This window comes from Brevibacillus schisleri (assembly GCF_055685845.1).
In genome coordinates this window covers 5,972,501-5,988,587 of sequence record NZ_JBVNDM010000001.1, presented here as the reverse complement: position 1 = coordinate 5,988,587, position 16,087 = coordinate 5,972,501, and the positions used below count along the sequence as shown (strand labels likewise).

The 16,087-nt window shown below is 49.8% G+C and carries 15 protein-coding genes (1 of these 15 only partly in view); 14 read left to right on the top strand and 1 reads right to left on the bottom strand.

Translation table 11 applies throughout. The features are described from left to right. The first annotated feature begins 128 nt into the window (after window positions 1–128). Window positions 129–1,829, top strand: coding sequence for a hypothetical protein (locus tag ACUUHJ_RS28365; RefSeq protein WP_472300636.1), 1,701 nt, complete (start codon window positions 129–131; stop codon window positions 1,827–1,829). Between the two features lie 63 nt (window positions 1,830–1,892). Here ACUUHJ_RS28365 and ACUUHJ_RS28360 read toward each other — a convergent pair whose 3' ends face one another. Next, complete coding sequence (locus tag ACUUHJ_RS28360) at window positions 1,893–2,825, bottom strand: flagellar hook assembly protein FlgD (protein WP_472300635.1); 933 nt, start codon at window positions 2,823–2,825, stop codon at window positions 1,893–1,895. 180 nt (window positions 2,826–3,005) lie between these two features. Here ACUUHJ_RS28360 and uvrB point away from each other — a divergent pair, with 180 nt between their 5' ends. From uvrB to hisF, 13 genes are all read left to right on the top strand, one after another. Beyond that, window positions 3,006–4,982, top strand: a complete 1,977-nt coding sequence (gene uvrB / locus ACUUHJ_RS28355) for an excinuclease ABC subunit UvrB (RefSeq protein WP_472300633.1) — start codon at window positions 3,006–3,008, stop codon at window positions 4,980–4,982. Between the two features lie 15 nt (window positions 4,983–4,997). Beyond that, a complete protein-coding gene (gene uvrA / locus ACUUHJ_RS28350; protein ID WP_289674838.1) occupies window positions 4,998–7,865 on the top strand; it encodes an excinuclease ABC subunit UvrA in 2,868 nt (955 codons plus the stop codon). A gap of 66 nt (window positions 7,866–7,931) precedes the next feature. Continuing rightward, window positions 7,932–8,561, top strand: coding sequence for an HD domain-containing protein (locus tag ACUUHJ_RS28345; protein WP_472300632.1), 630 nt, complete (start codon window positions 7,932–7,934; stop codon window positions 8,559–8,561). 39 nt (window positions 8,562–8,600) lie between these two features. Continuing rightward, a complete protein-coding gene (locus tag ACUUHJ_RS28340) occupies window positions 8,601–8,969 on the top strand; it encodes a phage holin family protein (protein WP_064200491.1) in 369 nt (122 codons plus the stop codon). A 155-nt stretch (window positions 8,970–9,124) separates the two neighbouring features. Then, window positions 9,125–10,060 (top strand): HPr(Ser) kinase/phosphatase, encoded by a 936-nt coding sequence (gene hprK, locus ACUUHJ_RS28335; protein ID WP_289674836.1) that lies wholly within the window; start codon window positions 9,125–9,127, stop codon window positions 10,058–10,060. Between the two features lie 15 nt (window positions 10,061–10,075). Next, window positions 10,076–10,579, top strand: coding sequence for an acyltransferase (locus ACUUHJ_RS28330; RefSeq protein WP_015893499.1), 504 nt, complete (start codon window positions 10,076–10,078; stop codon window positions 10,577–10,579). 181 nt (window positions 10,580–10,760) lie between these two features. Then, window positions 10,761–11,936, top strand: a complete 1,176-nt coding sequence (locus ACUUHJ_RS28325; protein WP_472300631.1) for an ATP phosphoribosyltransferase regulatory subunit — start codon at window positions 10,761–10,763, stop codon at window positions 11,934–11,936. A gap of 3 nt (window positions 11,937–11,939) precedes the next feature. Continuing rightward, a complete protein-coding gene (hisG, locus tag ACUUHJ_RS28320; protein ID WP_007718296.1) occupies window positions 11,940–12,587 on the top strand; it encodes an ATP phosphoribosyltransferase in 648 nt (215 codons plus the stop codon). A 19-nt stretch (window positions 12,588–12,606) separates the two neighbouring features. Further along, complete coding sequence (gene hisD, locus ACUUHJ_RS28315; protein WP_472300630.1) at window positions 12,607–13,905, top strand: histidinol dehydrogenase; 1,299 nt, start codon at window positions 12,607–12,609, stop codon at window positions 13,903–13,905. Continuing rightward, the gene (hisB, locus tag ACUUHJ_RS28310; protein WP_472300629.1) at window positions 13,902–14,501 is read left to right on the top strand and encodes an imidazoleglycerol-phosphate dehydratase HisB; all 600 of its coding nucleotides are present in this window, start codon (window positions 13,902–13,904) and stop codon (window positions 14,499–14,501) included. Before hisD ends, hisB begins: the two co-directional genes overlap by 4 nt. Before the next feature lies 1 nt (window position 14,502). Beyond that, window positions 14,503–15,117, top strand: coding sequence for an imidazole glycerol phosphate synthase subunit HisH (gene hisH / locus ACUUHJ_RS28305; protein ID WP_472300628.1), 615 nt, complete (start codon window positions 14,503–14,505; stop codon window positions 15,115–15,117). Further along, window positions 15,114–15,863: a 1-(5-phosphoribosyl)-5-[(5-phosphoribosylamino)methylideneamino]imidazole-4-carboxamide isomerase gene (hisA, locus tag ACUUHJ_RS28300; protein ID WP_472300627.1), complete on the top strand. Its 750-nt coding sequence runs from the start codon at window positions 15,114–15,116 to the stop codon at window positions 15,861–15,863. The genes hisH and hisA overlap by 4 nt, the downstream gene beginning before the upstream one ends. After that, on the top strand, window positions 15,853–16,087 hold the start of the coding sequence (hisF, locus tag ACUUHJ_RS28295; protein ID WP_472300626.1) for an imidazole glycerol phosphate synthase subunit HisF. 524 nt of this gene lie beyond the right edge of the window; 235 of the gene's 759 nt are visible here — the first part of the coding sequence; the start codon lies at window positions 15,853–15,855; its stop codon lies off the right edge, out of view. The genes hisA and hisF overlap by 11 nt, the downstream gene beginning before the upstream one ends.

The following is a 16,087-nucleotide window of genomic DNA, read 5'->3' as shown; positions in this document are numbered from 1 at the left end:
GATAGTTGGGAGAAGGTATGCAGGCAAACGTGCATACCTTCTTTTTTTCGAGATAAGCTTGTCCAATGGGAAACTTACTGGTGGCTGTTGCGTCTCAATGTAGGAGGAAAAAAGAGGGAGTGGGTTCGGTGTTGAAGGTAAAAAGAACGGCCTCGTGGTTTTTGTCGGGTACATTAGCTGCTGCCACGGTTTTTGCCGCACCCTTATCAGGAGCAGGCGCAACGACAACTATGACCGTAGCACAGGCCCAATCGGTTGTAGCTGTACCGATGCATGTGACGAAAGGTGTCCAAAAGCTAGTCAAGCTTTTGCCGGAGCTGTCTTCGCGCTTTGTCGTTTACGGTGGCGATGTAGATGGACCTGGTGTTAGCGGGGTAGTGGTCACGTTTGCACAGTCTGCTGCTGAGGCTGAATCGTCCATGGATGATGCGATTTTTGACGGACAGACAGGGGAGTTGCTCAGACTGAATCTTACCCCGAAAGCAGCATCAAAGCCTGCCTACCCGACTGAGCAGCAAGCCAAAGCACGCGCGCTGGCTTTTGTCGCTGGATTGCAGGGGACTGGTACAGGAAACACCTATCAAGCGAGAGAGGTTTATAAAAATAAGGATTTATTGACGGTTCGGCTGGTGCGAGTCCTGAATAATGTGGTGCTCGATGACGATTATGATTGTCTCGTCAGTTTTGATGCATCGGGAAGAATCGTTTGGTTTTCCACGTTTGATGGCAGGCTTTACGAAAAAGTAAGTCCCTCTTCCCTCCCATCTCCGCAGCGTGTCATCTCCTCCGAACAAGCTGTACGAAAGTGGCAAGAAAGCCGGCCATTAGAGCTTGTTTATTTATTGCCCATTCATAATCAAAGCGAACAGGTAGAAGCAAAGCTCGCTTATGTCCTGAAAAATGGAATCATAACGCAACAACATACAGGTAGTGCACTGGATGCCTTCAGTGGCAAACGATTGGTCACAGCAAATTCCCGAGCGACAACCAACACGTCTCAGACCATCAATGTGATCGGAACAGGTGAGAAGTGGTTAGCGCAAACAGAGGCACAAGCGCGTGATTTATTACGCGTATTGTTTAGAATCGAAACAGAAAAGCTGCCGCTGTCTATCTACGAGGCGAGTTACGATAATGGTCCAGCCCTTCGCTATTTCATATGGGGGAATTTTGGTGAGGGGGTTTCCGATGCTGACAAGATATCTCGAATGGCTACCTTTCCTGAGGGAAGCACTAACGGTGAGCAGCATCATCTCCTCGTGACGGATGCAAAGACTGGTGAACTGCTTCAATTTTCCACAAAGGTGAACAATCCGCAATGGTCTAATGTGAAAACGGATAAGAAGCGGGATCGGATGGAAGCGGATAAGCTTTTAAAAAGACTGACTCCGTCTGGAAACAATCAGATCCAAATAACGGAGGATGGAGATGAAAGGTACACCTCGATCATAGCTGATCCCCTTATGAACGGCATTCCAGTTTATGGGGTCAATCAGAGTGTGGAGAACGGGATGTATACGATTCGGATCGATTCATGGACGAGTACATGGGATCAGGTGAGCATAAACAAACCGGCCAGTGTCAAATACCCGGCCCGTTCTCAAGCCCTTAAAGAACAAGTGGCCATGACCCGATTACTGCAAACCTATCCACTTGAGCTGACCTATATCCACCAGCCAGATTATAAGAAGAACACGATTATCTGGAAGCTCGGCTATGACCTTTCGTTTCGCCAAACTCGCTCACATTGCTTTAGCGGGGGAGAATTTAAAGTAGATGATACATTTTATGTGGATGCGATAACCGGAAAAGTGATCGTAAACGAATAGGAATTTGTAAAGAAAAAGCCGCCTTCTCCGATTTCGAAGATGTGCGGCTTTTTGTATAGGATTCTAGGCAGTTGCTTCGAATCCTGTGATTTGATTGAGAGCGACTTTTTTATCATCCTGGAGGACGAATTCGACGACTCCGTTTTTCATGCTGACAGCTTTGACCACTCCGGAAAGAGGAGTATTAGTATTGGTGCCGTCTGGGTTTGTCTGAGACTGGTTGTACGTGATGTTGTAGCCGATCATTTGCGCATAGGCAAGGGAGTTGCCCATTGTTCTGTTTTCAGGTTTCACCGTCATGCCTACGATTTCTTCGGCTTTTACGGTTGATCCATTATCCAGTTGGAATTGTGCGGTACCGTTTTTGGTGGTAAAGCCAGTGATGACGCCATTCAAGATTTCATCAACCTTGGAAATGTCGTTTTTGGTATCTGGATTGCCATCCCGGTCGACTTCCTTTGTTACTTTATAGGAAATCTCACGACCGATCATTTCCATGTACTTCACGCTGTTGTCGAGCGTATTGCCAGCCAGACCTTGCGATTCCAATCCGGAGACGTCTGCCAGCGGAATCGGTGTCGATTCGCCTGCGATACGGAAGTAGATTTTGCCTTGATCCATGTAGACGGCATCAAGTACGCCTTCTTTCTTCTCCGTCTTAGTTTCTCCCGTCATCTCGTCTTTTGTAGTGAGAGAATACGAAGCAGTACGACCTACCAGCTTTTCATACTTATCCAAAGTGACCATGCTGTTGTTCGATTGCTCCATCAGCGTGGTCATTTTTGTGATTTTTTCTACCATGGTCAGCATGCTTGTTTGCTGGATGAACTGAGAGTTGTCCATGGGGGACATAGGATCCTGATGCTTTAACTGCTCCAGCATGAGCTTCATAAAGGCATTTTGGTCGAGCTCCGTGGTGAATTCCTTTTTGCCTTTATAGCTCATATGCGGTTGTATATAAGGGTTATTTTTGACGGTTGATCCGGTATCTGACATGTCAATCCTCCCTGAAGGTGGCGAGTCTATCTGCGTATGTTTGTACTTCCTTCATGTTATATCGGAAAAATCGGTGGAAAGATGAAGACAAACGTTTGTTCGAATTTTGGGCTTAAACTAGCCGGAATTGTGTTATAATGGAAGTAGAAACAGTCATGCTATGAGGAGATGAACGAGGGAATGGAGCGTTTTGAATTGGTATCGGAGTTTCAACCGTCCGGTGACCAGCCAACCGCCATTGCCGAGCTGGTGGCAGGGTTACAGGCTGGCAAGCGACACCAGACATTGCTGGGTGCGACGGGAACGGGAAAGACTTATACGGCTGCCCAGGTAATTGCTCAGGTGAACAGGCCAACACTCGTGATGGCACACAACAAAACTCTGGCCGCTCAGCTCTGTGCAGAGTTTAAGGAGTTTTTCCCGAACAACGCGGTGGAATACTTCGTCAGCTACTACGATTACTATCAACCCGAAGCATACATTCCCCAATCGGATACGTTTATTGAAAAAGACTCGAGCATCAATGAGGAGATCGACAAGCTCCGCCACTCGGCTACCAGTGCGCTGTTTGAACGCCGAGATGTGATCATCGTTGCCTCCGTCTCCTGCATTTACGGATTGGGTTCGCCCGAGGAGTATCGGGAGCTGCTCTTGTCTTTGCGTGTTGGTATGGAAACAGGACGGGACGAGATATTGCATCGTCTGGTCGATATCCAGTACACACGCAACGACATCAACTTCACGCGCGGTACGTTCCGTGTGCGGGGTGACGTCGTGGAGATTTTCCCTGCCTCAGAGAGTGAGCAGGCGATTCGCGTTGAGTTTTTTGGAGATGAAATTGAGCGGATTACTTCGATTGACGTGCTGACCGGCGAGATTTTGGGACAGCGTGATCACATTGCCATCTTCCCTAAATCTCACTATGTGACACGCGAGGAGAAAATGAAGCTGGCTGTCCAAAGCATTGAGGCCGAGCTGGAAGAAAGACTGAAAGAATTCCGTGATGCGGGCAAGCCCCTGGAAGCACAGCGACTGGAGCAACGCACGCGGTACGATATTGAGATGATGATGGAGATGGGCTTTTGCTCCGGGATCGAAAACTACTCGCGCCATCTGACGGGACTGCCTGCCGGGCATGCTCCGTATACCTTGCTGGATTACTTCCCAGAAGATTTTATCGTCATGATGGATGAGTCGCATATGACCTTGCCGCAGGTGCGGGGGATGTATAACGGTGACCGCGCACGGAAGGATGTACTGGTCGAACACGGATTCCGTCTGCCCTCTGCACGCGATAACCGCCCACTCAAGTTCGAGGAGTTTGAAGCAAAGCTAAAACAAGCGATCTACATTTCGGCTACACCTGGTCTTTATGAGCTGGAACACAGTCCGGAAATGGTGCAGCAGGTGATTCGTCCGACAGGCTTGATTGATCCAACGGTTACGGTACGTCCGATCAAAGGACAGATTGACGATTTGATTGGCGAAATTCAAGCCACGATTGCGAAAAATGAGCGAGTTCTCGTCACGACTCTGACAAAGAAAATGTCTGAGGATTTGACGGACTATCTGAAAGAAATCGGAATCAAGGTCCGCTATCTTCACTCGGATATTAAAACGATTGAGCGGATGCAGATTTTACGCTCATTGCGTTTAGGTGAGTTTGATGTGCTGGTCGGGATCAACCTCTTGCGGGAAGGTCTGGACTTGCCGGAAGTATCACTCGTGGCGATTTTGGATGCGGACAAGGAAGGCTTCCTTCGCAATGAGCGCTCGTTGATTCAGACAATCGGTCGGGCTGCGCGGAACGCTGAGGGACGCGTTATCATGTACGCGGACAAAATGACAGATTCGATGGCCTCTGCGATTCGAGAGACAGAACGTCGTCGTTCCATTCAGATGGCATACAATGAAGAGCACGGCATCACGCCGCAAACCGTGAAAAAGTCCGTCCGCGAAGTGATCGAGGCTACTAAGGTAGCGGAGGAAAAAGCGGATTACTTACCACATGCAGACTTCAAAAAAATGCCGAAGAAGGATCGCGTGGCTGTCATAGAACGTATGGAAGAAGAAATGAAAGAAGCGGCACGCAACCTCATGTTCGAGCGTGCGGCCGAATTGCGTGATTTGATTCTTGAGCTGAAGGCGGAACTCTAAGGAGAGGTTTTTTTCATGCCATTAGAACATATTGTCGTAAAGGGTGCACGTGCCCACAATTTGAAAAATGTTGATGTAGTCATTCCGAGGGACAAATTCGTCGTTCTGACGGGTTTGTCCGGCTCGGGTAAGTCATCGCTTGCTTTTGACACAATTTACGCAGAGGGACAACGACGCTATGTCGAGTCTCTGTCTGCATACGCCCGTCAATTTCTCGGGCAAATGGACAAGCCGGACGTGGATTCGATTGAGGGACTATCCCCTGCGATCTCGATTGACCAGAAAACGACGAGCCGCAACCCTCGCTCTACAGTAGGAACGGTTACAGAAATCTATGACTATTTGCGCCTTTTGTATGCGCGTGTCGGTAGAGCAGTTTGCCCGGAGCATGGCATCGAGATCCAATCCCAGACTATTGAACAAATGGTCGATCGACTATTGGAGTATCCTGAGCGCACGAAAATGCAGATTTTAGCTCCTATGGTGCAAGGACGCAAGGGGGAGCATGTCAAGCTGCTGGAGGACATCCGCAAGCAAGGCTTTGTCCGCGTGCGGGTCAATGGTGAAATTACCGATTTGTCCGAAGACATCAAACTGGAAAAGAACAAGAAGCATAACATTGAGGTTGTCGTTGACCGAATCGTCGTGAAGCCGGATGTACAGGCGCGTCTCGCAGACTCCTTGGAAACCGCACTTCGTTTAGCAGATGGCAAGGTCATCGTCGATGTGATGGAGCAAGAAGAGCTGCTGTTCAGTGAAAAGCATGCTTGTCCGGTATGCGGTTTCTCCATTGGAGACCTGGAGCCGCGGATTTTCTCCTTTAATAGCCCATTTGGTGCTTGCTCAGAGTGCGATGGATTAGGTGTCAAACTGGAGGTCGACCCGGATATGGTCGTTCCGGATGCGACGAAGACGCTCGATGACGGGGCGATTGGCGCATGGGAGCCGAAGACCTCGACGTACTATCAACAATTGTTGGAATCGGCATGTCGCCACTTTAACATTCGGATGGATGTGCCATATGAGGAGCTTACGGCAGCCCACCGACAAATCTTGATGTACGGTAGTGAAGGCGAAAAAATTCACTTCCGCTATGAGAACGAGTTCGGACAAGTACGCGAGGCAGTCGTTCCGTTCGAAGGTGTCGTCATTAACCTGCAACGACGTCATCTGGAGACCAGCTCGGATTACATTCGCGAGCAAATTGAAGGATTTATGAGCCAAAAGGCGTGTCCTGTCTGCAAAGGCCAACGTCTGCGTCAGGAGAGCTTGGCGGTTAAGGTCGGGGAGCGTAGCATTTCCGAGCTGACTACGCTGTCGATTCTCGATGCGCATCAGTTTGTCGATGGCCTGGAACTGACAGAGCGGGAAACAAAGATCGCGAACCTGATCGTAAAAGAAATCAAGGCAAGACTGAACTTCTTGATTGATGTCGGACTGGATTACTTGACGCTGAGCCGTGCGGCGGGAACACTGTCTGGGGGAGAAGCGCAGCGGATTCGACTGGCTACGCAGATCGGTTCTAGTCTGATGGGCGTTCTCTACATTTTGGATGAGCCGAGTATTGGATTGCATCAGCGGGATAACGCGCGTCTGATCAAGACGTTGGAGCATATGACCAAGCTGGGGAATACATTGATCGTCGTCGAGCATGACGAAGATACGATGATGGCCTGCGATTACATTATCGATATTGGCCCGGGCGCCGGCATACATGGCGGTCAAATCGTAGCGGCAGGAACTCCGGATGAAGTCATGAAGGACCCTAACTCCTTGACGGGTGCCTATTTGAGCGGGCGCAAATTCATCCCTGTTCCGATGGAACGTCGCAAGCCTTCGGACAAATGGATCAAGATTGAGGGCGCGAAGGAAAACAACCTGAAAAACGTCACTGCGAAGCTTCCTCTTGGCGTTTTTGTTGCCGTAACAGGTGTATCTGGCTCAGGAAAAAGTACGCTGATCAATGAAATTTTGCAAAAGACACTGGCTCGCGATTTGAATAAGGCAAAGGTGAAGCCGGGTGAGCATCGTCGCATCCTGGGACTGGAGCATTTGGACAAGGTGATCGACATCGATCAATCTCCAATTGGACGTACACCACGTTCCAATCCAGCGACATATACAGGTGTCTTTGATGATATTCGCGACCTGTTTGCTTCCACCAACGAAGCCAAAGTGCGCGGCTATAAAAAAGGTCGCTTTAGCTTTAACGTCAAGGGTGGCCGTTGTGAAGCGTGCAGCGGTGATGGGATCATTAAAATTGAGATGCACTTCTTGCCGGATGTGTATGTGCCTTGCGAAGTTTGCCATGGCAAGCGCTACAACCGCGAGACGCTCGACGTGAAGTACAAAGGCAAGAGTATTGCTGATGTTTTGGAAATGACGATCGAGGATGGGGTAGAGTTTTTCCGCAATCTGCCGAAGATTGAGCGCAAGCTGCAGACCATCGTAGACGTAGGATTGGGATATATGAAGCTGGGGCAGCCTGCTACCACCCTCTCTGGAGGGGAAGCACAACGCGTCAAGCTAGCCTCTGAGCTGTATCGACGCAGCACAGGACGAACTCTGTACATTTTGGATGAGCCGACAACCGGTCTGCATACAGACGATATCGATCGTTTGCTGAAAGTACTGCAGCGATTGGTGGAAAACGGAGATACGGTGCTGGTCATCGAGCACAATCTGGATGTCATCAAAACGGTGGATTACATCGTAGATTTGGGGCCAGAGGGTGGTACACGTGGCGGAGAAATTGTCGGAACGGGTACACCAGAGGAAGTGGCAAAAATGGAGGGTTCCTACACGGGCATCTATTTGAAGCCGATTTTGGAACGCGATAAAGAACGGACGAATGCCAAGCTAGAGCAATTCGTTTCAAAGTAATCGATAGACTGCCTCCCTGATTCAGGGGGGCATCTTTTCTACGTGAGCGCCAAGGGGGAGGAAAAGATGGATTACGTGAAGGATTCTCTTGCCGCACTACCTGCCGAGCTGGTGGCAGAAGCACAGAAGCGCTTTGATGGACAAGATCCTGCACACGATTGGCAGCATAATTTGCGTGTGATGGCAATGTGCGAGCGGATTGGCTGCGAGGAGGGGGCAGATATGGAAGTGCTGCGCCTCGCTGCTTTGCTGCATGACATCGGGAGAGCAGAAGAACGGCACACAGGAGAGTGCCATGCCGAAATCAGCGCAAGACTAGCAGGAGAATGGCTCGCCGAACGCAGTATGACGGAGGCCTTCATCTCACGTGTGCAGTCTGCGATTCTCGCCCATCGTTTTCGCAAAGAACGACCTCCACATACCCTGGAAGAAAAGGTCTTGTTTGATGCCGACAAGCTGGATTCGATTGGGGCTATTGGAGTAGCGCGGGTTTTTGCTTATACTGGGGTTATTGGGCAACCCATACAATCGGATGACCCTAATCAGCATACGCCTTATAAGGAATATACTTGGAAGCTGCAGCGCATCAAAGACAAGCTTTTCACCAAGACTGCCCAGAATATCGCCGAAGACAGGCATCGATTCATGACAATGTTTTTTGAACAATGGGAATGGGAAGTAAAAGGGATTCGCTAATTGTTGCGCGAAGGCCAGACTGTATAGGGGGATTGCACCATGAGCCGCTGGATAATCAAAATGCTTTTAAATGGGGCCGCGCTGCTTTTGATCAGCAATTGGTTCCATTCCATTTATGTCGCGAATTTCACAGTAGCACTATGGGCTATATTGATTCTGGGGATGGTCAACACAGTGATTCGGCCGATTCTGCTGTTTTTTACTTTTCCCTTGCAAGTATTGACGATCGGTTTGTTCTGGTTTGTCATTAATGCCGTGACGTTTGCGTTGACTGCCTACTTTATTGATGGATTTGAAGTGGGACCATGGCCTGATAACATTGGCACGGTTATCGTGGCAGCAGCACTGATGAGTATTTTTGGCTACCTCATTGAAGTTGTGGTAGGGACGAGAAAAGAAAAGAGGTAATATGTTCGAAAAAGCCCCGTATTCTCTCAAACGAGTCACGGGGTTTTTGGCTAATCAGGATGCTCGGTCTTATTAGGTTGTCGTAAGCACAAAGGTTTCGATACAATAGAGACACAACCATAGGGACGGAAAATCCCATGTGAGGGGGAAGTTTCATGCGTAAAACGAATGTGAGCCATTTAGTGGATCATTTCAATATGACGATCTTGAGCGGGGAAGAGGGCTTGGGTCGTGAGATTACCGTAACGGATTTGAGTCGTCCGGGACTGCAGTTAGCCGGTTATTATTCGTACTTTGCGGAAGAGCGGATTCAATTGTTCGGTTTGACGGAAATCAAATTTTTTCAAACGCTGACTCCAGAAGAACGGCTGGAACGGATGAATTTTCTCATGCAAAGTCAGGTTCCTTGCTTCTGTGTGACCCGTAATCAGATGGTGCCTGAAGAGATGATTGACGTTTCCAATCGGTTGGGGGTACCTGTACTTCAGTCCCCTCTGGCAACGACGACATTGGTCGGGAAAGTAACCAACTTCCTGGAGAATCGTCTTGCACCAACGACGACGATTCATGGGGTACTGACAGACATCTACGGCGTCGGTGTTTTGATTATGGGATCGAGCGGAATCGGGAAGAGTGAAGCTGCACTTGAGCTAGTAAAACGCGGACATCGACTCGTAGCAGATGACGCAGTGGAGATTAAACAGACACAGGGAGGGCAGCTAAGCGGTAGCGCTCCTGAGCTGATTCAGCATCTCTTGGAAATCCGCGGTGTGGGGATTATCAACATTATGACGATGTTTGGTGCAGGTGCTGTGCGCAATGTGAAAAACATCGAGATGGTTGTCCAGCTAGAGTTGTGGGAGCCACATAAAATGTACGAGCGGTTGGGGCTCGATGAGGAAACATTGAAGATCATGGATACGGATATTCCGATTATTACCGTTCCTGTTCGACCAGGACGAAACTTGGCAGTCATCATTGAGGTTGCAGCGATGAACTTCCGTCTGAAACGGATGGGTTATAACGCAGCGATGCACTTCACACGGAAACAGTCGAATGCCATTTTAGAAGATGCCGATTCTGACTTGTAGGAGAAAGAGACGCATATGAGGAAGACCACACGTTATCCCGTAAATGGGGTAAACCCGCTTTGGCACATGTATCGAACGGTAAGCTTCTGGAAAGTCATGAAAAATTTTATCGTCATCCAACTCTCCAGATATACGCCGATTGTTTCATGGAAGAACTGGATGTTTCGTACATTTTTGCGTATGGAAGTAGGGCAGCATAGTGCGGTTGCGTTGATGGTGATGATGGATATCATGTTTCCCGAGAAAATCAAGATCGGTCGTAATTGCGTGATCGGTTACAATACGACCATACTTGCCCATGAATATTTAATAGATGAATACCGTTTGGGAGAAGTGATTATTGAGGATGCTGTCCTGGTGGGGGCCAACACTACCATTTTGCCTGGGGTAACGATTGGAAAAGGGGCCATTGTCGCAGCGGGAACGGTTGTTCATAAAGATGTCCCGCCTGGTGCCTTTGTAGGTGGGAATCCCATGCAGCTCATACGAATGAAAGCTTCAGAGGAAGAAGTCTTGTAGTTTCACTTCCATTATGTTCAGCCGTCAGGTGCTTATCCTGGCGGTTTTTTGTTTTGTGTTAAATTTTCCGACTATTCTTATCTTGGTTGACCTAAGATTCTCGACGTGGTAATCTTCTTCATAACACTTTAGTTTGTTACCATATTAGCAGAGTAAAGCGAATGTGATGGAGGGAACAAAGATGGCAAAGCCGTTGGGATTTGAAAAGCCGCTCGGGATGCGGGACATACTGCCGGAATCACTGGGGAAGCAACGGCACTTGGAGCGGGAACTGCGGCAGTGTATCGAGAGATGGGGCTATGACGAAATATCCACACCCTCTCTGGAATACTTCGATACGGTAGGGGCCGCAAGTGCGACGCTGACAGACAGGATGTTTCGCCTCCTGGATAAACAAGGTCACACCGTAGTCCTGCGGCCGGACATGACGACGCCAATTGCAAGGGTTGTTTCCTCCCTTTATAAAGATATACCATTGCCGATTCGGTTGTATTATCAGGCAAATGTGTTTCGGGCACAAGAAAAGGAAGCGGGACGGAATGCGGAGTTTTCTCAAACCGGGATCGAGCTGATCGGAGATGCGTCTGTCGATGCGGATGCGGAAGCCATTGCGCTTGCGGTGGTTTGCCTGCGGGCAGCTGGTGTGGAAACGTTTCGGATTGCCATTGGACATGTCGATTTTGTAGACGGTCTTTTGGAGGAAGAGATTGAGGATGAGCCTATTCGCAATCAATTCCGCCAGTTTTTGTACGAGCGGGACTTCGTTGGCTTCCGTCAGCTACTCGCGACAGTAGACATTTCGACAGAGGCAAAAAGCCGATTGGAAGCCTTGCTACGGTTGCAAGGGGGAAAAGGGAAAATCGAGGTAGCACGTGAATTGGCAGGTACCGGAAAGGCAAGGAGGGCAGTCGAGACGATTGCTTCCTTGTGGGAGTCGTTAGAAGCCTATGGGGTGACAGAAGATTTGTTGATCGATTTCAATCTGATTATCAATTTGAACTACTACACAGGCATCGTTTTTGAAGGATACGCGGCAGACCTAGGCTCCCCGCTATTGGGGGGAGGACGCTACGATCAATTGCTCTCCCAATTTGGGCGGGCTGCATCCGCTACAGGCTTTGCGATCAAGATGGATCGGCTACTTCAGGTCACTCCTTCGGTAAAAAGGCAAACACCTACGCGCGTTTTGCTTGTTTACACGGAGGAGTGCCGCGGCACCGCTTTGGCAGAGGCACAGTTATTACGTGAAGAAGGGCTCGTAGTAGTGACACGTCTCGTCTCCAAGATAGATGAGAAACAGGTTGGACAAGAAGCGGGATTTACCAAGGTCATTTGCATGACACAACAGGAGGAGTAGGAGATGGCACTCACGAAAAACGACCAAAAACTGACGATCGCCATGCCAAAAGGGCGGATTTTTGAAGAGGCCGTCCACTTTCTCCAGCAGGCTGGCTTGCAGGTCACTGCGGATCTACAAGATTCGCGCAAACTGATCATCCCTGTGGAAAATGCCAAGCTCGAATTCATTATGGCGAAGCCTACCGATGTTCCTACGTATGTCGAGTATGGGGTGGCTGACGTTGGCGTGGTCGGCAAGGATGTTTTATTGGAAGAAGAACGAGATGTTTACGAGCTGTTGGATTTGCATATTGGTTATTGTCGCATGATGGTAGCGGGTCTGCCAGACTGGAAACCGACGGAAGCTCTGCGTGTTGCGACGAAATATCCGAAGATTGCGTCACGTTATTTTCGTGAGCAGGGACAGCAGGTTGAGGTAATCAAGCTGAATGGTTCAGTGGAGCTTGCACCGATGATTGGGCTGGCTGATCGGATTGTGGATATTGTCTCAACAGGGAGGACATTGCGGGAGAATGGCTTGGTCGAACTGGAGAGCATTTGTGAAATTACGACGAGGCTCATTGCCAATCGAGCCAGCTATCGGATGAAAAGTGAAGCGGTGGATGAGATCGCTGGAAAATTTCTAGAGGTCATTCCTCGCGGGAACTAGAGAAGAAGGGGAGGCAGCTATGCGTATCATGTCAGCCAGCCAGTATGACGGGAAACGATCGGTAGACGCTGGGACGAGAGAACAGCAAGAAGCGGTGAAGGCGATCCTTACCTCGGTTCGCCAGCAAGGCGACGAGGCGCTGCGCTATTACACAGAGCGATTTGATCGTGTGCTTCTACAAAACTTCCGTGTGAGCGAAAGAGAATTTGCAGAAGCAAGTGAGCTCGTTTCTTCACCAGTCAAAGCGGCATTGGAAGAAGCAGCCGAAAACATTCGGACGTTCCATGAGCGACAAGTGCGCCAGTCCTGGTTTACTACCAAAGAAAGCGGCACATTGCTGGGCCAACTAATACGTCCATTGCAGCGCGTAGGGTTGTATGTTCCAGGCGGAACGGCAGCTTATCCATCCAGCGTATTGATGAATGCCATCCCTGCCAAAATTGCAGGTGTTCCAGAAGTCGTTATTACGACGCCCCCAGGAGCGGATGGGAAAATCAATCCGGCGATACTCGTTGCAGCTCAAATTGCAGGAGTAAGTGAGATATACAAGGTAGGCGGAGCGCAGGCGATTGCGGCATTGACCTACGGGACGGAGCAAATCAAGTCAGTCGATAAAATCGTTGGCCCCGGTAATATTTTCGTGGCACTGGCAAAGCGAGAAGTATTCGGATTGGTCAGTATCGACATGGTGGCAGGGCCTAGCGAAATTGCGGTGATCGCAGATGAGACAGCCAACCCGCGTTACGTCGCGGCAGACCTGCTGTCTCAAGCCGAGCATGATCCGATGTCAGCCGCTATATTGGTTACGACATCGCAAACGTTGGCGGAGCAGGTGTCACAGGAAGTAGAGCGACAGCTTGCCGATCTTCCACGCAAATCGATTGCAGAAGCGGCAATACGCGACTACGGGGCTATTTTACTCGTCGCCGATTTGGAAGAAGGTTTTGCTGTCATTAACCGCATCGCACCCGAGCATTTGGAAATCATGATGGCGGAGCCGTTTGAGCATCTCGGAAAAGTGGAAAATGCAGGTGCGATTTTCCTCGGCCCATACAGCTCAGAGCCAGTCGGCGATTATTTTGCTGGTACCAATCATGTGATTCCTACGAATGGAACGGCGCGATTTTCCTCGCCATTATCCGTCGATGATTTTATCAAGAAGTCGAGTGTTGTTTCCTACAGCAAGCGAGATTTGCAGGAAAATGGACATAAAATTGTGGCGCTGGCAGAGCAGGAAGGATTGTCTGGGCACGGTCGAGCGATCCTTGCGCGTTTGCGAGATTTTGAGACCGAAGAGCAGGAGGGTGAAAAGAGATGAGTGAAGGGAAACAACGTGCAGCACAGATCGAACGCAATACGAATGAGACGCAGATCGCGCTTTCCTTTGCTGTAGACGGTGCGGGTGAGAGCAAGCAAAACTCAGGTGTACCATTTTTGGATCATATGCTAGACCTGTTTACCCGACACGGACATTTTGACCTGACTGTAAAGGCAAAGGGAGATATTGAAATCGACTATCACCACACGGTTGAGGATATCGGGATTTGTCTTGGGCATGCTCTGCAGGAAGCGTTGGGAGACAAAAGAGGCATCAAGCGTTATGGAAATGCGTTTGTCCCGATGGATGACGCGCTCGCACAGGTCGTCATTGATATCAGTAACCGTCCTCATCTGGAATATCGCGCTACGTACCCGACGAATATGGTTGGTCAGTTTCCTACGGAGCTGGTGCACGAATTTTTATGGAAACTCGCACTGGAGGCGCGGATCAATCTTCATGTGATCCTGCACTACGGTCACAATACGCACCACATGATCGAGGCGATTTTCAAAGCGCTAGGCCGTGCACTGGATGAAGCGACGACGATCGATCCGCGTGTAAAAGGGGTCCCGTCAACAAAAGGGGTTTTGTAACATGATCGGCATCATTGATTACGGCATGGGGAATCTGTATAGCTTGAGCAAGGCGCTGGAAAGATTGGGTTATTCGTATGAATTCGTTTCTCAAGCAGAGCGTCTGCAAGAATATAGCGGGTTGATTTTGCCGGGAGTCGGGGCGTTCGGAGATGCTATCGCCAATATACGTGAGCTTGGATTAGAGCAAGCAATCAAAGGATACGCAGCAACAGGTCGTCCGATCTTGGGCATTTGTCTCGGCATGCAGCTTTTATTTGAGCAAAGTGCGGAACATGGCGAGCATACGGGCTTGGGACTGCTCGGTGGTGAGGTCGTTCGTTTTCGCGGGGATTACAAGGTACCGCACATGGGCTGGAACCAACTGATGATCAAGCAAAAGCAACCGTTACTAAACGGTGTGCAGGATGGCGATTACGTCTATTTTGTCCATTCGTATCATGTCTTGTGTCAGTCTGATGTCTTGCTCGCGACGAGTGACTATCACCAGGAGGTCACAGCCATTGTAAATCGTGACAACGTATACGGTATGCAGTTTCATCCGGAAAAGAGCGGGGAGACAGGAATGCTGCTGCTGCGCAACTTTGCCGTTCAATGCGAGGGGGTTTTGACATGAGCTTTATTGTTTATCCGGCGATCGATATTCGCGGGGGCAAGTGTGTTCGACTTTTCCAAGGAGATTACGGGCAAGAGACAGTGTACGCCGATTCACCGCTCGCGATGGCGAAACGCTGGGTAGAGCAAGGTGCGTCCTGGGTTCATCTCGTAGATTTGGACGGAGCAAAGGAAGGCAAGCCTGCAAATGCAGCGATCATCAAGGAGATAGCGCGCTCGATCCCTGTACCCGTGCAGGTTGGGGGCGGCATTCGGACAGAAGAGCAGATCGCGGACTATTTGGAGGCGGGCGTCGCCCGAGTGATCGTCGGGACTGCTGCTATCGAAGACGAGCCTTTTACGAAGCGAATTCTTCAAAGCTATGGAGACAAGATTGCGATTGGTCTGGACTGCCGGAATGGACTGGTGGCTACCAGAGGTTGGTTGACCACGACAGATGTGCAAGCGACAGAGCTTGCCAAGCGGTTGGTTACGTATGGGGCGGAGACGTTTATTTATACCGATATCGCCCGTGATGGCACGATGACAGGACCGAATGTAGAAGAAATTGCAGCCTTGGCGATGGCTACAGGAAAATCGGTGATAGCTTCGGGAGGTGTCAGCCAACTGGACGACTTGTTGACGCTGGCTGCCCATGCTTCGGACGGAGTCTCAGGAGCCATTGTTGGCAAAGCACTCTACACGGACGCTTTTACATTGGAAGAAGCGCTCCAGCGTATGGAGGGGGGTGAATCCTATGCTGGCTAAACGAATCATCCCGTGTCTCGATGTAAAAGACGGACGGGTGGTAAAAGGCGTGCAGTTCGTCGGACTTCGCGATGCAGGCGACCCGGTCGAACTGGCAAAAAAGTATAGCGACGAGAGAGCAGACGAGCTGATCTTTCTCGATATTTCTGCGTCCCATGAAGGGCGCAAGACGATGGTGGATGTCATCGAAAAAACGGCCGCAAACATTACGATTCCTTTCACTG

Excerpts from the sequence above, each read along its gene's own strand:
- ACUUHJ_RS28340 (WP_064200491.1), top strand. The coding sequence starts at position 8,601 with ATGAGCCGCTGGATAATCAAAATGCTTTTAAATGGGGCCGCGCTGCTT.
- hprK (WP_289674836.1), top strand. The coding sequence starts at position 9,125 with ATGCGTAAAACGAATGTGAGCCATTTAGTGGATCATTTCAATATGACG.
- hisG (WP_007718296.1), top strand. The coding sequence starts at position 11,940 with ATGGCACTCACGAAAAACGACCAAAAACTGACGATCGCCATGCCAAAA.
- hisA (WP_472300627.1), top strand. The coding sequence starts at position 15,114 with ATGAGCTTTATTGTTTATCCGGCGATCGATATTCGCGGGGGCAAGTGT.
- uvrA (WP_289674838.1), top strand. The coding sequence starts at position 4,998 with ATGCCATTAGAACATATTGTCGTAAAGGGTGCACGTGCCCACAATTTG.
- uvrB (WP_472300633.1), top strand. The coding sequence starts at position 3,006 with ATGGAGCGTTTTGAATTGGTATCGGAGTTTCAACCGTCCGGTGACCAG.
- hisB (WP_472300629.1), top strand. The coding sequence starts at position 13,902 with ATGAGTGAAGGGAAACAACGTGCAGCACAGATCGAACGCAATACGAAT.
- hisD (WP_472300630.1), top strand. The coding sequence starts at position 12,607 with ATGCGTATCATGTCAGCCAGCCAGTATGACGGGAAACGATCGGTAGAC.
- ACUUHJ_RS28345 (WP_472300632.1), top strand. The coding sequence starts at position 7,932 with ATGGATTACGTGAAGGATTCTCTTGCCGCACTACCTGCCGAGCTGGTG.
- ACUUHJ_RS28360 (WP_472300635.1), bottom strand. The coding sequence starts at position 2,825 with ATGTCAGATACCGGATCAACCGTCAAAAATAACCCTTATATACAACCG.
- ACUUHJ_RS28330 (WP_015893499.1), top strand. The coding sequence starts at position 10,076 with ATGAGGAAGACCACACGTTATCCCGTAAATGGGGTAAACCCGCTTTGG.
- ACUUHJ_RS28325 (WP_472300631.1), top strand. The coding sequence starts at position 10,761 with ATGGCAAAGCCGTTGGGATTTGAAAAGCCGCTCGGGATGCGGGACATA.
- hisH (WP_472300628.1), top strand. The coding sequence starts at position 14,503 with ATGATCGGCATCATTGATTACGGCATGGGGAATCTGTATAGCTTGAGC.